Origin of the sequence: Marisediminicola senii, from assembly GCF_011057645.1 — a bacterium.
In the GTDB taxonomy this organism is placed as follows: domain Bacteria; phylum Actinomycetota; class Actinomycetes; order Actinomycetales; family Microbacteriaceae; genus Marisediminicola; species Marisediminicola senii.
This window is the reverse complement of sequence record NZ_JAALGE010000022.1, coordinates 1-16,852: the sequence shown is the minus strand read 5'-3', so window position 1 is coordinate 16,852 and position 16,852 is coordinate 1. Positions and strand designations below refer to the sequence as shown.

Annotated in this window: 13 protein-coding genes; 7 read left to right on the top strand and 6 right to left on the bottom strand. The window is 71.5% G+C overall.

Annotation, left to right across the window (positions count from 1 at the left end):
• The first annotated feature begins 2 nt into the window (after positions 1-2).
• The 4 genes from G5S38_RS08720 to G5S38_RS08705 all read left to right on the top strand — a co-directional run bounded on the left by G5S38_RS08720 (position 3) and on the right by G5S38_RS08705 (position 4,510).
• Positions 3-656, top strand: a complete 654-nt coding sequence (locus G5S38_RS08720; protein WP_165067398.1) for a DUF4129 domain-containing protein — start codon at positions 3-5, stop codon at positions 654-656.
• Entirely contained in the window at positions 653-2,095 is a 1,443-nt protein-coding gene (locus G5S38_RS08715) for a DUF4350 domain-containing protein (protein WP_165067395.1), read from the top strand. The genes G5S38_RS08720 and G5S38_RS08715 overlap by 4 nt, the downstream gene beginning before the upstream one ends.
• Before the next feature lie 133 nt (positions 2,096-2,228).
• Positions 2,229-3,182 (top strand): AAA family ATPase, encoded by a 954-nt coding sequence (locus G5S38_RS08710; protein ID WP_165067392.1) that lies wholly within the window; start codon positions 2,229-2,231, stop codon positions 3,180-3,182.
• A complete protein-coding gene (locus G5S38_RS08705) occupies positions 3,182-4,510 on the top strand; it encodes a DUF58 domain-containing protein (RefSeq protein ID WP_165067389.1) in 1,329 nt (442 codons plus the stop codon). The genes G5S38_RS08710 and G5S38_RS08705 overlap by 1 nt, the downstream gene beginning before the upstream one ends.
• Positions 4,511-4,642: 132 nt before the next feature.
• Here the strand turns inward: G5S38_RS08705 and G5S38_RS08700 are convergent, their stop codons facing one another.
• Positions 4,643-5,638, bottom strand: a complete 996-nt coding sequence (locus G5S38_RS08700; RefSeq protein WP_165067386.1) for a stage II sporulation protein M — start codon at positions 5,636-5,638, stop codon at positions 4,643-4,645.
• A 17-nt stretch (positions 5,639-5,655) separates the two neighbouring features.
• On the opposite strand from G5S38_RS08700, the gene G5S38_RS08695 reads away from it, so the two are divergent.
• Both G5S38_RS08695 and G5S38_RS08690 read left to right on the top strand, forming a co-directional pair.
• Positions 5,656-6,507 (top strand): RDD family protein, encoded by an 852-nt coding sequence (locus tag G5S38_RS08695; protein WP_165067383.1) that lies wholly within the window; start codon positions 5,656-5,658, stop codon positions 6,505-6,507.
• 207 nt (positions 6,508-6,714) lie between these two features.
• Positions 6,715-7,572 carry a PhzF family phenazine biosynthesis protein gene (locus tag G5S38_RS08690; RefSeq protein ID WP_165067380.1) on the top strand — a complete coding sequence of 286 codons (858 nt, stop codon included), beginning with the start codon at positions 6,715-6,717 and terminating at the stop codon, positions 7,570-7,572.
• A 179-nt stretch (positions 7,573-7,751) separates the two neighbouring features.
• On the opposite strand, the gene ahcY is transcribed toward G5S38_RS08690, so the two are convergent.
• The 3 genes from ahcY to G5S38_RS08675 form a co-directional block, all read right to left on the bottom strand.
• The gene (ahcY, locus tag G5S38_RS08685; RefSeq protein WP_165067470.1) at positions 7,752-9,275 is read right to left on the bottom strand and encodes an adenosylhomocysteinase; all 1,524 of its coding nucleotides are present in this window, start codon (positions 9,273-9,275) and stop codon (positions 7,752-7,754) included.
• A 515-nt stretch (positions 9,276-9,790) separates the two neighbouring features.
• Positions 9,791-11,221, bottom strand: coding sequence for a phosphomannomutase/phosphoglucomutase (locus G5S38_RS08680; protein WP_165067377.1), 1,431 nt, complete (start codon positions 11,219-11,221; stop codon positions 9,791-9,793).
• On the bottom strand, positions 11,218-11,439 hold the full coding sequence (locus tag G5S38_RS08675) for a DUF3499 family protein (protein ID WP_165067374.1): 222 nt from the start codon (positions 11,437-11,439) through the stop codon (positions 11,218-11,220). Before G5S38_RS08675 ends, G5S38_RS08680 begins: the two co-directional genes overlap by 4 nt.
• A 79-nt stretch (positions 11,440-11,518) precedes the next feature.
• Here G5S38_RS08675 and G5S38_RS08670 point away from each other — a divergent pair, with 79 nt between their 5' ends.
• Entirely contained in the window at positions 11,519-11,965 is a 447-nt protein-coding gene (locus tag G5S38_RS08670) for a metallopeptidase family protein (RefSeq protein ID WP_165067371.1), read from the top strand.
• A gap of 124 nt (positions 11,966-12,089) precedes the next feature.
• Here the strand turns inward: G5S38_RS08670 and G5S38_RS08665 are convergent, their stop codons facing one another.
• Positions 12,090-13,919 (bottom strand): DUF5719 family protein, encoded by a 1,830-nt coding sequence (locus tag G5S38_RS08665; RefSeq protein WP_165067368.1) that lies wholly within the window; start codon positions 13,917-13,919, stop codon positions 12,090-12,092.
• The coding region (locus G5S38_RS15530) for a glycosyltransferase (RefSeq protein ID WP_268921059.1) at positions 13,912-16,852 on the bottom strand (2,941 nt) is incomplete at its 5' end. The genes G5S38_RS08665 and G5S38_RS15530, both read right to left, overlap by 8 nt.

Below are 16,852 nucleotides of genomic sequence, written 5' to 3'. Positions count from 1 at the left end.
TCGTGATCGCGGCTACTCCCCTCGACCCGACACCGGACGAGGCCAGGGACTGGCTGGTGCGAGAACTCGCCGAGCCCGCCTACCGCGAGGCGGAGCCGTCGTGGTTCGACCGCGCGGCGTCTGCGGTGTGGGAGTGGTTCCAGGGGCTGCTCGAGGCCGGGGTGGGCGGCACCCCGTCGGTGCTCGCCGCCGTGGTGGTGCTGCTCGTGCTGGCCGCGATCGTGGCCGCCTACCTGTTCTTCGGTCCCCCGCGGCTCAACCGCCGCAGCGCCGCGACCGGGGCGCTATTCGGCGATGACGATGCCCGGGATGCCGCGGCGATGCGCACGGCGGCCCAGAAGGCGGCCGCGGCGAGCGACTGGCCGCTCGCGATCGAGGAGATGTTCCGCTGCATCGCGCGCGGCCTCGCGGAACGCGCGGTACTGCAGACCACCCCTGGCACGACCGCGACGGCATTCGCGGTCGATGCCGCGCGGTACTTCACCGACGAGGCCGACGAGCTCGCGGCATCCGCCCGCAGCTTCGACGAGGTGCGCTACCTGTCACGCCCCGGATCCGTGGAAGCGTGGCAGCGCGTTGCGGCCCTCGAGAAGCGGGTACGGTCCGCGCAGCCGAACTTCTCCGGCTCCGCCGTGACTACGGACGTGACCGCATGACCTTCTCGCCGCCCACCGTTCCCCCTGCCGGCGCGCCCGGCGCATCCGGGCGCGCAGGATCTGGGCGCGCGGCGTCGGGGCCCACGGCAGCCGCGTCGACGACGACCGCGCCCGGACCCGCCGTGCTCACGCCGACCGTGCGGCAGGGCACCCGCCGCGTCTCCTTTTGGCTCGTCGCCGCACTGTTCGTGGCGCTCGTCGCCACGGGCGCGCTGCTGCTCGTCGGCGCGTCGGACGACACGACCCCGCTGTCGCCGACCAGCCCGGCCCCCGGGGGCACGATGGCCGTCGCCGAGGTGCTGCGCGAGCGGGGCATCGATGTCGTGGTGACCGGGAGCCTCGCCGAGACGGAAGAGGCGGCATCCACGAACCGGGGTTCAGCGACCGTGCTCGTGCATGACATCGACGACATGCTGGAGGCCGAGCAGCTCGAGGCGCTACCCGACCTCGCCGACGACCTCGTGGTGATCGACCCGAGCTTCGGCATGCTGCAGGCGCTGGCCCCCGGGGTGAGCGCGGCGGGGACCCCCGACGACGACCCGCTCGCGGTGTCGCCAGAGGCGTCGGCGTGCGTGCTCGGCACGACCGAGCTCGAGGGCGAGGTCTCGCCGGGCGGGTCGTCGTACCGGTTCACGCCGGGGCCGGGCGCCCTTGCCGAGCCCGACGCGGATGTGGGCGAATCGAGTTCGAGGATCTCGCTCTGCCTGGCGAGCGACAGCGACGATGCCGACGACGCGTACTCGTTGGTGCGGATCGACACGGTTGCCGGAGCGGGCGGTGCGGACACCGACGCGGGCACCGGGGCCAACTCCGACTCTGGTGCGGACTCCGGTACCGACACCGGCACCGACACCGGCACGAGCGTCACCATCGTCGGCGCGACCGACGCGCTCACGAACGGCGCCATCGCCGATCGCGACAACGCCGCATTCGCGCTCACCCTGCTCGGCGCGAACGACACGCTCGTCTGGTACCTGCCATCCGCCGCCGACGTCGACGGCCCGCCCACGCCGGGCGAGCTCACCCCGGACTGGCTGACGCCCGCCATCCTGCTGCTCACCGCCACCGTGCTCGCCGCCGCGTTCTGGCGGGGCCGCCGGTTCGGTCCACTGGTGATCGAGAACCTGCCCGTGGTGGTGCGCGCCAGCGAGACCATGGAAGGCCGCGCCCGCCTGTATCAGCGGGGGTCGGCGCGGTTGCACGCTCTCGACGCGCTGCGCATCGGCACCATCGCCCGCCTCGCGACGGTATGCGGTCTGCCGCCGTCGGCGGGAGTCGACACGGTGGTGGCCGCGGTGGCCGCGCTCGTGGCATCCGACCGCACCGCCATTCGCGGGCTGCTCGTCGACGGGGTTCCCCGCACCGATGCCGACCTGGTGCGCCTCAGCGACGAGCTGCTCGCGCTCGAAGCCAGGGTGGATGCGGCGGCACGGCCATGACCCACCCGTCCTGCCACCCCGCCCCCGCGAACACCGCCACCAGTGTGGCGAAATACTCGACCACCGACCACGGCTCACCCCTCACCGACCGACCACACCACGACCGACCGACATCACGACCGGGAGACACCGCATGACCACCGAACTCAGAAATTCTTTCGCGCAGGTTCGCACGGAGGTCGGCAAGGCCGTGGTCGGGCAGGACGGCGCCGTCACCGGGCTGCTCATCGCCCTACTGTCGGGCGGGCACGTGCTGCTCGAGGGAGTGCCCGGCGTCGCGAAGACGCTGCTCGTGAGGTCGCTCAGCCACGCGCTGAGCCTCGAGACCACGCGCGTGCAGTTCACGCCCGACCTGATGCCGGGTGACGTGACCGGGTCGCTGGTCTACGACAGCCGGGCCGGGGATTTCGAGTTCCGCAAGGGCCCGGTGTTCACGAACATCATGCTCGCCGACGAGATCAACCGCACACCCCCGAAGACGCAGTCCGCGCTGCTCGAGGCGATGGAGGAGCGCCAGGTCTCGGTTGACGGTGTGTCGCGACAGCTCCCCGCGCCGTTCATGGTCGCCGCCACCCAGAACCCCATCGAGTACGAGGGGACCTACACGCTGCCCGAGGCGCAGCTCGACCGGTTCCTGCTCAAGCTCGTGCTCGACTTGCCGGACCGGGCGACCGAGGTCGAGGTGCTGCGCCGGCACGCGGCGGGCTTCAACCCCCGCGACCTCGCGGGCGCCGGCGTGACCCCGGTGCTTTCGGCAGGGCAGTTGGCGGATGCCCAGGCCCTCGTGCAGACGGTGGGGGCGAGTCCCGACGTGGTCGGCTACGCCGTCGACCTCGCCCGCGCGACCCGCGAGAGCCCGTCGGTGCGCCTCGGCGTCTCGCCCCGCGGATCGACCGCGCTGCTCTCCGCGGCCAAGTCGTGGGCGTGGCTTACCGGCTCGGACGGCGTGACGCCCGACCACATCCAGGCCATGGTGCTGCCGGTGATGCGGCACCGCATCCAGCTGCGCCCGGAGGCGGAGCTCGAGGGGGTCTCGGCCGACACCATCCTCCGCTCGATCCTGCAGCAGGTGCAGGTGCCGATCTAGTGGCGATCTCCGGGTGGTTCGTCGTTCTCGTCGCGGTCGGCATCGTTCCGGTGGTGGTATTCGACAGCGCCGCGGCAATGATCGCCTGGCTCGCGTTCGCGATCGCCCTGGCCGCAGTCGACCTCGTGCTCGCCGGGTCGCCGCGCGCGGTGACGCTGGCGCGGGAGGTTCCGCAGAGCATGCGCCTGGGCGAGAGTGTGCGCAGCACGCTGATTGTGACGAATACCGGGCGCCGCGGCATCCGGGGAATCGTTCGAGACGCCTGGCAGCCGTCGGCCGGCGCCGCCCCGACCCGGGCGCGGGTGTCGATTCCCGCGGGCGAGCGGCGGAACGTCCTGACGACGCTGACGCCGTTCCGTCGCGGGGAGCGCCGCGCGGCGCACGTGACCATCCGGTCGTTCGGCCCGCTGTGGCTGGTCGCGCGGCAGGCCACCATCGCCGAGGAAGGCGTGGTGCGCGTACTGCCGCCGTTCGCCTCCCGCAAGCACCTGCCGTCTCGGCTCGCCCGGCTGCGCGAGCTCGACGGCGCCACCAGCGTGCAGGTGCGAGGGCAGGGCACCGAGTTCGACAGCCTGCGCGAATACGTACGCGGCGACGACGTGCGGTCGATCGACTGGCGGGCGACCGCGAGGCGGGGCGCGCAGGTCGCGAGCGCCTCGGCGAGCGCGTCGGCGGGACTCGTCGTGCGCACCTGGCGGCCCGAGCGCGACCGTCGGGTCGTGATCGTGATCGACAGCGGACGCACCTCCGCCGCGCGCATCGCCAACGAGCCCCGCATCGACACCGCATTCGAGTCGTCGCTGCTGCTCGCCGCGCTGGCCAGCCGCGCGGGCGACCGCGTCGACACGGTGATCTACGACCGTCGCATCCGCGGGCGCATCCAGGGCGCCGTCGGCGCGGAACTGCTGAACCGCATGGTGACCACGATGGCGCCGATCCAGCCGGAGCTGATCGAGATGGACTGGGCCGCGGTGCCGGGGCTCGTGCGCTCGGTGACCACGACCAGGTCGCTCGTGGTGCTGATGACCTCGGTCGATGCGCCCGGTGCATCGCGCGGGCTGCTCTCGGTGATGCCGCAGCTGACGAAGAAGCACCTCGTGCTGGTGGCGTCGGTCACCGACCCCGACGTGCTCGAGGCTGTGACCAGCCGTGGCGACCGCACCGAGGTGTACCGGGCGGCGGCGGCCGAGCGGGCAGCGCTCGACACCGCGCGGGTATCCGCGGCGCTGCGGCAGCTCGGCGCGGACGTCGTGACCGGCTCCCCCGAGGACCTGCCGCCCGCGGTCGCGGACCGGTACATCGCGCTGAAGCGGGCCGGGCGGCTGTAGGGGCGGTGGCGGGTGCCTGGGCCCGGCCGGGCCCTACCCGGGGCCTACTCGGCGACGAGGCGGCGGGCCCCTGCGGGTGGACTCACACCGTTCGGCGGGAGCCTCGGGCGAGAGGGGTTCGCTGCCCCGGGCCTACGCGGCGACGAGGCGGCGGGCCCCTGCGTCGAATTCGTCGAGGTCTCCGGTCTCGCCGGCGCGATGCATCCGTCCCCCCTGCACCCACTGGTAGTACAGGAATGCCACCAGGGCGACGGTGCCGATGCCGATCTTGACGGGCCACGGCCAGTCCTGGCGGGTGACGTAGCCCTCGATGATGCCGGACACGAGCAGCGCGAGGATGAGCCCGATCACGATCGTGAACAGGGCGCGGGCGTCGTCGGCGAGCGCGGTGAGGCGGGTGCGCGGGCCGGGTGCGACCCAGGCCCAGAAGATCATCAGGCCGGTGGCCGCGGCGACGAAGACGCTGTACAGCTCGAGCTGGCCGTGTGGGGAGATGTAGAGGAAGAAGTCGCCGAGGCGCCCGAACTCGTTCATCACGGCGGCGGATTGCCCGAGGCCGAGGGCGTTCTGCACGATGACGTACGGCACCCATAGTCCGGTGACGCCGAACGCGATGCACTGCGCGGCGATGAAGGCGTTGTTGGTCCAGACCTGGCCGGCGAATGCGCCCTCGGGGTTCGCGGAGTAGTAGCCGATGAACTCGGTCTCGGCGTAGGCGCGGCGCTGCTCCTCGGTGCCCACGCTCTCGAGCAGCACCGGGTTCTGGATGTACCAGAGGGCGGTGAGCAGCCCGATGAGCACGGTGGCGGCGGCGACGGCGATGCTCGCCCACCGCACCCGGTACAGCGCGGCGGGGAGCTGTACGAGAAAGAAGCGGGGCAGCTGGCTCGCGACGTTCGCGCTCGCGCCGGTGAAGCGCAGGCGGGCACGGCTGAGGTAGAGCGACAGGCGGTCGCCCTGCACGGACTGCCCTGCGGTGCTGCGGATGGCGGAGAGCTGGGCCGTGCCGGCCTGGTAGCTGTCGATCAACTCGTCGGACTGGGCGCCGGTGAAGGTGCGGCGCCGGCCGAACTGGGCAAGTTTCTCCCACTCATCGCGGTGCGCGGCGGAGTATGCGTCAAGATCCATCTGTTTGAATACTAGACATGCCCCAGCGGATCGCGCTCGATGACGACCACGCGGACGACGACGAGCTCGTCACCGGGGAGGCCGTCGCGCTCGACCTGCGGTCGTCGAGCTTCGTGCTGCGGGGTGCGGGCGCCATCATCGACTTCCTCACTACCGTCGTGCTCGTGGTCGGGGTGCTGCTGCTCATCTCGAGCCCTGCGATCGGACTGTCGCTCGACGAGGCGACCCTGCAGGCGGTGACCATCGCGCTCATCGTGACCGTGACGATTGCGCTGCCCACCGCCGTGGAGACCATCACGCACGGTAAGTCGCTCGGCAAGTGGGCGATCGGTGCGCGCGTGGTGCGGGACGACGGCGGATCGATCGGCTTCAGGCACGCGCTGATCCGGGCGCTGACCGGGTTTCTCGAGATCTACATGACCATCGGCGGGTTCGCCGCGATGTTCGGGCTGCTCAACACCCGATCGAAGCGCCTCGGCGACCTCCTCGCCGGCACCTATAGCCAGAACGAGCGCGTCAAGCGAATCGAAGACCCGGTGTTCACGGTGCCGCCGGAACTCTCGGAGTGGGCAACCGTCGCCGACGTCGCGCGCATGCCGGACCGGCTGAGCCGCCGCATCTCGTCGTTCCTGCTGCAGGCGAGCGCGATGCTGCCGCCGGCCCGCGACCGGGTCGGCCGGGAGCTCGCCGCGGAGGCGGCTCCCTATGTGAGCCCCGTGCCATCGGCGCACCCCGAGGCGCTGCTGCTCGCCATCACCGCGATCCGTCGCGACCGCGAGTTCGCCGCGCTGCAGCTCGAGCAGGAGCGGCGCGAGCAGCTGGCGCCCGTGCTCGGCGGGCTGCCGCATGGGTTTCCGGTGCGGGAGTAGCGCGGGGGCTGGTACCGCGCGGTGGACAGCGCGGCTGGTAACGAAAACGACGGAGAAACTGCGTCGACCGTGCCGGATGGGTACCGATCGCGGCCCGGATGCAAGAAGTTCCTTCGTTTTCGTCACACGTCGGGCGCCGCGCCACCGGGCGGCACGCGGCAGGGCGTCGAGCCGCGCGCCGCACTGCGCCACTCGTAGAATCGAGCGGTGACGACGCGACAGTTCTCCCAGGTGGACGTGTTCTCCGAGACGCCGTTCGGCGGCAACCCCGTCGCGGTGGTGCATGACGCCGACGGCATGACGGATGCCGAGATGGCCGCGTTCGCGCGGTGGACCAACCTCTCGGAAACCACCTTCCTCGTCGCCCCGCGAGACCGGAACGCCGACTACGGCCTCCGCATCTTCACCCCGGGCGGCGAGTTGCCGTTCGCCGGGCACCCGACCCTCGGCAGCTGCCACGCCTGGCTGGAACGGGGTGGCCGTCCCCGCGATCCGGACGCCATCGTGCAGGAGTGCGGCGTCGGCCTCGTCGCCCTTCGCCGTGACGGCGGGCGACTCGCGTTCGCCGCACCGCCGCTGCGCCGCACCGGTCCGCTCGACCCGGAGACCCTCGACCGCGTGATCGCGAGCCTGCGCGTCGACGCCTCCGCGATCGTCGGGCACCAGTGGATCGACAACGGGCCGGGCTGGATCGGCGTGCTGCTCGATTCCGCAGCATCCGTCCTCGCCATCGACCCCGACTTCACCGCCATGCGCGGACTCGCGGTCGGCGTCGTCGGCCTCCATCCAGACCGTGGCATGGATGCTGCCGCCGACGCCGCGTTCGAGGTCCGCGGTTTCGTGCCGGACCTCGGCGTGCCCGAAGATCCCGTGACGGGCAGCCTCAACGCGGGCATCGCGCAGTGGCTCATCACGGAGGGCATCGCCCCGTCGTCGTATGTGGCTGCACAGGGACGTGCGGTGGGGCGGGCCGGACGCATCCATATCGACCAGCGCGACGGCGAGACCTGGGTCGGCGGCGCGACCGTCACCCGCATCACGGGAACGCTCGACCCCGGCGACTGAGCGGCCCAGGGCGGTGACGAGCGCGCGACGGCGAGGGGCCGCCGGCACGGCGCTGCACCGGTCATCGGGCGTCGCGCAACGGGCTCGGCTTCATGCCGCAGAACGACGACGGGCGCCCCGTTCCGAAGAACGAAGCGCCCGTCGACACGGCAACGATGCGACCGACCGGCAGCAGCGGATCAGTAGCGGTAGTGGTCCACCTTGTACGGGCCGTCGGGCTCGACGCCGATGTACCCGGCCTGCTCGGGGGTGAGGCGGGTGAGCGTGACGCCGAGGGCGTCGAGGTGCAGGCGCGCAACCTTCTCGTCGAGGTACTTCGGAAGCACGAACACTCCGACCGGGTATTCCTCCCCGTTCGCGAAGAGTTCGATCTGCGCGAGCACCTGGTTAGTGAACGAGTTGCTCATGACGAATGATGGATGCCCCGTCGCATTGCCCAGGTTCATCAGGCGTCCCTCCGATAGGACGAGTACGGCTCGCCCCGACGGCAGGCGCCACTCGTGCACCTGCGGCTTGATCTCGATGCGCTCGGCGCCGTCGACTCTCTCGAGGCCCGCGATGTCGATCTCGTTGTCGAAGTGCCCGACGTTGGCGACGATCGCGAGGTGCTTCATACCGAGCAGGTGATCGACGGTGATGACGTTCTCGTTGCCGGTTCCGGTGACGAAGATGTCGACCTGGTCCAGAACGCTCTCGATGGTGGTGACCTGGTAGCCGTCCATCGCAGCCTGGAGCGCGCAGATCGGGTCGATCTCGCTGACGATGACCCGGGCGCCCTGGCCGCGGAGTGCTTCGGCTGCACCCTTGCCGACGTCGCCGTATCCGGCGACGAACGCGACCTTGCCGCCGATGAGCACGTCGGTGGCGCGGTTGAGGCCGTCGGGGAGGGAGTGGCGGATGCCGTACTTGTTGTCGAACTTGCTCTTGGTGACCGAGTCGTTGACGTTGATCGCGGCGAACAGCAGCTCGCCGGACTTCGCGAGGTCGTAGAGGCGGTGCACGCCGGTCGTGGTCTCCTCGGTGACGCCCTGGATCTCGTCGCCGATACGGGTCCAGCGGTCGGTGCTCGTCTCGAGCGAGGCGCGGAGCGTGTCGAGGATCACGCGCCATTCGTGGGTGTCGGCGTCGGTGGCATCCGGCACGACGCCAGCCGCTTCGAACTCCCGCCCCTTGTGGACGAGGATGGTGGCGTCGCCCCCGTCGTCGAGGATCATGTTAGGTCCGGCGAACGTGTCGCCCGAGGCATCCATCGCGGCTGACCAGTCGAAGATCTGAGTAGTGCACCACCAGTACTCCTCGAGCGTTTCGCCCTTCCAGGCGAATACCGGGACGCCCGCGGGGGCGTCTGGCGTGCCGTCGGGGCCGACGACGGTGGCTGCGGCGGCCTCGTCCTGCGTGGAGAAGATGTTGCAGCTCGCCCAGCGCACCTGCGCGCCGAGCGCGACGAGGGTCTCGATGAGCACGGCGGTCTGCACGGTCATGTGCAGGCTGCCCGCGATGCGTGCGCCGGCGAGGGGGCGGGTCTGGCCGAATTCCTCGCGGAGGGCCATGAGTCCGGGCATCTCGTTCTCGGCGAGGCGGATCTGGTGGCGGCCGGCCTCGGCGAGGGAGATGTCGCGGATCGCGTACGGAAGTCCGGCGGAGTCGGCGGCGATGCCCGCGGGCGGCGCGACGAACGGGGCGGCGGACGGCGCGTCGGGCATGGCGGACGGCACGGTCGCGGCCGGCGGCGACAGGGGCGTCGCGGGGGCGGTGGTGGCTGACGCGAGCGACGCGTCGGTAGCTGGGGTTGCAGCGAGAGTCATGCTGACATCATCGCAGCCTTTGCCGAGCGGACGCCTGCCGCGGTGGGAGGGGGTGGGGTGTGCGGGGTGCGGGGTGCGGTGGTATGCCGCGGTGGTAGCGAAAACGAAGGAGTTACTGCGCGAGGCGGGCCCCAGAGACACCGTTACCGGCGTCGGCGACAGAAGTTCCTTCGTTTTGGTGGATGCGGCGGCACCGCGACCCCGGCACGAGACACCTACCACGGCAATCGACGAAAACGACGGAGAAACGGGCCGAGGCGGGCCACAGGGACACCGTTTCCGGCATCGACGACAGAAGTTCCTTCGTTTTGGTGAAGCGCGCGGACGCGAGACACAAGGCCGGCGCCGCGGCCCGCCCCGCACCGCAGCCGACGCACCGCGGCCCGCCCCACCGCGGCCCGCCCCACCACGCACTACGTGCGGATGAGCCCCAGCACGGTGTCGCGGATGCGCTCCATCTCGGCGAGCGACCCGGCCTCGACGTTGAGGCGCAGCAGCGGCTCCGTGTTCGAGGGGCGCACGTTGAACCACCAGAACGCGTCGTCCTGCGGCACGATGCCGGTCACCGTGAGGCCGTCCAGCTCGTCGAAGTCGCCGACGCCTGTGAACGCGTCCACGATGCGCGCGTACGCGGCCGGGATGTCGGTCACAGTCGAGTTGATCTCGCCGCTCAGCGCGTACGGCGTGTACCGCTCCGAGATCACCGACATCGCCTCGGAGTTGTGCCCGTACTCGGCGAGCAGGTACATCGCGGCGAGCATGCCGTTATCCGCTCCCCAGAATTCCTTGAAGTAGTAGTGCGCCGAGTGCTCGCCGCCGAAGATCGCGCCCGTGGAGGCCATCTCGTCCTTGATCAGCGAGTGCCCGACCTTGGTGCGCACGGCCACGCCGCCCGCACCCTGGATCGTCTCCGGCACGATGCGCGAGGTGATGAGGTTGTGCAGCACGACGATCTCGTCGCCGGTCTTCTTCACCTGCTCGCGCTCGATCGCCCGCAGCGCGACGATCGCGGCGAGGGCCGACGGGGTGACCGCGTCGCCCTTCTCGTCGACGACGAAGCAGCGGTCGGCGTCGCCGTCGAAGGCGAGTCCGAGGTCGGCGCCGTGCTCGACGACGGCGGCCTGCAGGTCGACGATGTTCGCCGGGTCGAGCGGGTTCGCCTCGTGGTTGGGGAACGTTCCGTCGAGTTCGAAGTACAGCGGAATGACCTCGATCGGCAGCGCCTCGAGCCCGGCCGCCTCGCCGAGCACGGCGGGCACCGTGAACCCGCCCATTCCGTTGCCGGCGTCGACGACGACACGAATGGGGCGGATGCCACGGAGGTCGACGAGACTGCGCAGGTAGGTCGCGTAGTCCGTCAGCACATCCACGTTCTCGAGCGACCCCGGGGTAGCGAGGGTCTCGATGCCGCCGGCGAGGAACGCGGTCGCGCGGTCGCGGATCGCCTCGAGGCCGGTGTCGAAGCTGATGCCCTTGGCACCCGCGCGACTGAACTTGATGCCGTTGTAGGTCGCGGGGTTGTGGCTCGCCGTGAACATCGCCGCGGGAAGGTCGAGGTGCCCCGACGCGAAGTAGGTCTCGTCGGTCGAGCAGAGTCCGATCGAGACGACGTTCACTCCCCTGGCCATGACGCCGTCGGCGAAAGCCGCGGCGAATCCCGGCGAGGAGTCGCGCATGTCGTGCCCGACGACCACGGCGCTTCCGGGGGTGCCCACCTCGTCGGCGAAGGCCGCTCCGAGGGCGGTGACGACCTCGGGGGTGAGCTGCGATCCGACCAGTCCGCGGACGTCGTACGCCTTGATGAATGGTGCGAGGTCGATGGGGGCGGTGCGGGCATCGGTCATGCCGAGAAGCCTAGGTCACGCATGAGAACGTGCCGAATAACCTGCCACCCCCGAGGGAGGGACAGCTTCTCGGAGTGCATCGAGCATAGGTCGTAGGTGTGCGGCTCGACCGTATAGCTGAGGGGCCCGAGCACCGCCAGCTGGTCGGCGTAGTCGTAGGTGAGGGTCGACACCGCGTCGCGCGAGCAGGTGACCTTGCTGCAGAGCCGTGCGTTCATTCGGCCCACACTATGACGGGCCGGCAGCCAGCCCGGTGCGACCCACCGGACACGTGGATGCCGCGCCTAGACTGATCGGATGGCTGGAACATCCCGCCGCGATCATTCGCGGCCCTCGGGGCGAGGGGCATCCCGGGATAGGCACGGCCGCGGCATCCGTTCGGCCGTCACCGGACCGTTCCTGCCCCCGCTCAATTCCCGCGCCGACGTGTTCGAGGGCACGGTCGCCGCGACCGCCGAGTACCTCAGGGACCTGTGGGAGGACGAGCTCGCCGACGTGACGTTCGAGGTGGCCGACCTGCCCAGGTCGGTCGGTGCGACGGGCGTCGACCGGTGGCTCGTCGTCGCGCCCGAGCGCCGGGTAGTGCTGTTTAGGCTGCCCATCGAGCGACTCGCCCGCGCGCGCCGCGTCGACGAGCTGCAGCGGCGGATGCTCGTCGAGACGTCGGTGTTCCGCGCGGTCGCCGAGTTGCTGGGCAAGGACCCGTGGGACCTCGCGCCCGACCGGTTCCGGCACCTGCCCTGACGCACCTGCGCCCACCGGCAGAACTCGCGTCGCTAGTCGGTCCGCAGCGGTGAGTCCCCCGCCGGGCGAGGCGCGGACGGCACCGGCACCACCCCGCGACGGGTCGCATCGAATGGACGGGTCGCTACGGGTAGATCGTGATGTCGCGCGACGCGGGCCCGGGCGGGGTGACCCGGAATGACGACAGCTGCCCGTCGCCCAGGTACGTGACCGTGGCGCCGAGGCCCTCCGCTCCCGTCAGCACGAGGTCGCTGCCCGCGGCGACCTCGATTGACGCCGTTCCGCCGGCCGGCACGGTGACCGTCTTGTCGGTCTCGCCGGTCGCGTCGCCGTCCTGAGCTCCGGATGCCACGACCTCGACGGTCGCGTCGGCCCCGCCGGTATTGGCGAGGCTCAACCGCGGCGACGGCCCGGGCGCGACACTGACGAGGGCCCGCTCGCCCAGCGCGCGCGTGGATGGCAGCCAGGCGAAGTCGTTCGGGCCCGCCTCGGTGACCGTGCTGACGCGAACGCCCGCGACGACGGGCGACGTCGAGACGATCGAGACCGAGTACCGGCCGTCTGCCACGCCCTGCAGCGGCAGCTCGGTGACCTCCCCGGGTTCGACGTCCACCTCGAAGCTGGTGGCGGCATCTTCGCCGCCGGCCTGCTCGGGGGTGACCGTCACCTCGAGGGTCGCCTCTGCAGTGTCGGGCGCGACGACCCGGATGGTCGGCTGGAGGTCGGTGTAGCCGTCGGTGGACTGCGCGGCCGCGACACGATCGGCGGTGTCGATCACGACGCCGGGAATGACGGTGGTGGTGGATGCCGCCTCCGACGTTCCGACGATGTCGACTCCACCGGTCTGCAGACCGCGCACGGTCTCCTGCACCAGGCTGGCGACGACCAGTCCGCCGCGGCTCTGCACGCGCACGACGGGAGACTCGATGGTTCCGGCGAACCCGGCGAGGGAGAAGATGCGCTGCTCCCCGGGCTCGACGACGACGCCCTCGGCACCGGGTGCCGCGACGATGCCGTCCTCCCCGTAGATCGTCATGGCGACCGTCGCGATGACGGTCGTCGGGTTCGTCACGCTGACCAGGGTGGTGCGGCCGGTGATGGTCGAGCCGCCCACGAGCCAGGACTCGGCGCTGGCCTCGGCGCACTCGGCGGCGGCGAATCCGGTGAGGTCGGTGGACTGGATGGCCTGCGACTGGCTGCCGGTGAGGGTGGGGTCGATGTCGAGTGCGGCGTCGGGATCGGCGGGAAGCGCGGATTCGGGTGACGCGGCAGTGCCGCCCACCGGGGGAAGCGTCAGCACGAGGGGGGCGACCCCGGCAGTGTTCTCCGTCGTCGGGAGGTCGCTGGCCGTGGCATCCCCCGGCTCAGCGGTGAAGGCCACCTGGGCCTGCCCGTCGGAGGTGACTGCGCTCGCGCCCTGGTCGGCGTTGCCCAGGCGCAGCAGCGGGCCGGGGCAGACGCGCTGCTGCTCGGCCGCGGTGGGGCTCACCAGTACGGAGGGTGGCGTGATGCGGTACGACGGCAGCTCGACGACGGTGGCGCCGGCGATGGCGACGACCGCGATCGCGAGTCCGACCACTCCGGCCAGACCGCGGGCGCCGACCGAGATGACGGTGCTTCGCGACGGCCGCCGGGGCGGCTCCGGCACGTCGTCCCGCACGTGCACCGATTCGAGCGACGATGGCTCGTCGTACTCGGACCCGGTCGGTTCAGGGGCGGTCTGCGAGTCGCTGTAATCAGCGTCGAACGATGCCGCGTGGGCAGGAGCGGAGCGATTCGGCGTGCTGGCGCCGGGCGGGACGGTGCCGGACGGGGCTGTACCGGGTGCGCCCGTGTCGGGAGCGCCGGTACCGGGTGCTCCAGTGCCGGGTGCGCCCGTACCGGGAGCGCCGGTGCCGGGCGTCGCATCCGCCGGCGTGGGGTTCACGGGGGTGGTGTCGTCGCGGTCAGTCATCCGTCGGCTCCTCGAAGGTGCGGGCGGGAACGTCGGCCGCCGTGCCGCGCGCTACCTGTCGCTTGCGGCGCTTCGTCGTGGGGATGGCGAGCAGCAGCGTGGCCCCGAAGACGATGCCCTGGACGACGAGCAGCAGCGTGCCGCCGACCGTGTCGGTATTACCCGGCCCCGCACCCGCGTCGGTCGGTTCGTCGTCGACGCCGTCGAAGCGCCACAGCAGACCGTTGCTGGTCTCGCCGACGGGCACCAGGATCGGGTTGCCATCGAGGGCCTCCTGCACCCGCACGAAGGTCGCCTCGTTCGCGAGTCGCTCCGGATCGTCGACCGCGGGCTCGGTGGTGCCGGTGCCCGTTCCGTCGCCGTCGGTGCCGGAACCGGTGTCGGACCCGTCAGTGTCGGGTGACGCGGTGCCCGGCTCGTCGGTGGCCGAACCGTCGGTGGCCGCGTCGGGGTCGGCGCCGGCATCCACTGTGTCGTCGTCCTGGCCACCGGTGACCTCTTCGTCCTCGGTGGCAGTCAGGGCGATCGGGTCGCCGTCGGGGGCGGAGAGCACGATGAACCGGATGCCGAGGTCGCGCAGGTCGGACTCGACGTCGCGGCCGCTGCGGGAGGAGAGGTTGCCCGCGAGCACCGAGAGCAGGCGCTCGTCGGCGCTGACCTCGGTCGCCGTGGCCTGCAGGGTCGACTGGTCGTCGAGCGTCGTTCCGCGGCCGCGCTGCACGGTGACCGTGAGGGCGTCGTCGCCGCGCGGCTCGATCAGCAGGGTTCCGGTGTCGGGCAGGGTGTTCGCCTCGGCGTCGACGAAGGCGGGGAGGAGGCGTCCGATGCCGGGCTGCACGGGGGACGCCCCGGCCAGCGCCGCGGTGATGAGCGGGAGCACGACGAGCACCGAGGCGACGCCGAGCAGTACGGCCGAGCCGTTCGCGGAGTCCTTGATGGCGTCGAGCGAGACGAGCGCTGCGCCGAGCAGGCCCATCCAGTAGAGGCTGAGGGCGGCGCCGGTCCAGATGCCCACGGTCTCGGGTCCCACGCTGGCGACGTCGACGCGCGAAGCGAGCACGGCCGTGGCATAGCCGAGCAGGGCGACCGAGAGGGCAGGAATGGCGCGATGCGAGCCCTTGACGAACAGCGACATCGCGGCCAGCGCCCCGAGCGGGAGGAGCAGTGCGGCGACGACGTATGGAGCCGCGGAACCGGAGAACTGCAGCTGCTGCAGCAGCGACGTCCACCCGTTCGAGCCGCCGCCCGCCGCACCGAAGGCCAGCTGGATTCCGGTCGACTGGGCGAACGGCACCGGCACGCCAGGTTCGGCGAACAGCGCGAGCGGATTGCCGCGCGCGAGCTGGTCGACGACGAGGGGGGCGAAGAGCAGGGCGGCCGGGATCGGGATGCCGACCAGGCGGTGCGCGCCGCGTGGCCTGGCCACGATGAGGGCGATCCAGCCGACCAGCAGCGCGGGAATGATGACGGGGGCGGATGCCGCGACCACGGCGAACAGCAGGGCGGTGCCGGCAGACGCGGCCCACGACCGGCGTGCCCCGAGTGCCAGCAGAACGAGCCATGGCAGCAGCACATGGGCGATCGCAGCGCCGAGGTGTCCGTAGTCGAGTGAATCGAGGAACGGCGGGGCGACGCCCCAGAGCACTCCGGCCACGGCGGGGAGCCACGGCCGGTCGGAGAGTCGGCGCGCGGCGAACCAGGCGGACACCGAGGCCAGGGGCAGCGCCACCAGGTAGAACAGCACGATGGAGTAGGAGGGCTGCCAGAAGGTGAGGGATCCCATGACGGCGAGCACGGCGGTGAACGGATCCGCGGCGCCGGTGAAGCCGACCCCGATGTCGCGCCATCCATAGCCCACCTGCGCCCAGAGTGCGGCGGCGGTGTCGCTGAGCGGGAGCAGGGCACCGCCGACGAGGGTCTGCGCGGGGATGAGGCGCCCGAACGCGACCAGGCCGACGACCGCGAGGCCCAGCATGACCCACGGCGCTCCGCCGCCGACGAAGCTGACCCGGTCTTCGCGGGCCACGATCGGTTCGGCCGCGGGGGCGCGGTCTGCCTGGCGGATGCGGTTCTCCCTCGCCTGCCGTGAGGTGAGGCGCAGCGGCGCGATCGACGACCATTTCGCGGTTCTCGTGCGACGGAGTGCGCGGCGGGCGGCGGTGACCTCCCCGCCCGAGAACGCCACCTCGAGGGCCGCGGAGAACTCCCCGCTGATGACCTCGGGGCGCTTGGCGACGAGGTGCCACAGCGAGCGGAGGATGGCGAGCGGCACGAGGGTGAGCCAGTGCAGGGGAAGCGCGAACCCGCGGGCGTAGACGAGGCGGCGGTGCAGCTGCGCGGTGCGGGCGATGCGGGCGCGGCGCGCCTCGGAGATGGTGCGCCGGCCGAAGAGGTGGGGTCCGCCTGCGCTGGCGACCCTGGCGTCGGGAACGACGACGACGCGGTGCCCGGCGAGGCGGGCGCGCACCGAGAAGTCGAGGGACGCGTCGATGGATGGCAGGGCTTCGTCGAAGCCGCCGAGCTCGGTCCAGAGCGAGCGCCGCACGAGCATGCCGGACGCGGAGACGCCGAGGATGTCGTCCTGCACGTCGTGCTGCGACTGGTCGAGTTCGTCGTCGACGAGGTCGACGGATGCCCCGAACTTCGTCATCGACTCGCCGAACTCGGAGATTACGTCGGATTGCGACCACTGCATGAGCTTGGGTCCGGCGATGGAGACCGACGGCGCGATCTCGACCGCCGCCAGCAGCAGCTCGAGCGCGTCGGGCTCGGGGGCGTTGTCGTGGGCGAGCAGCCAGAGCCACTCGTTGTCGGGGACCGGGGTGGGGTCGGGGGCGATGTCGGGGGCGGCGTCCGGTGAGGTGGAGGCGGCGTGCGCGGCGGGGGTGGTGGGGGTGGTGGGGGTGGTGGGGGTGGTGGGGGCCGTTGTGGGC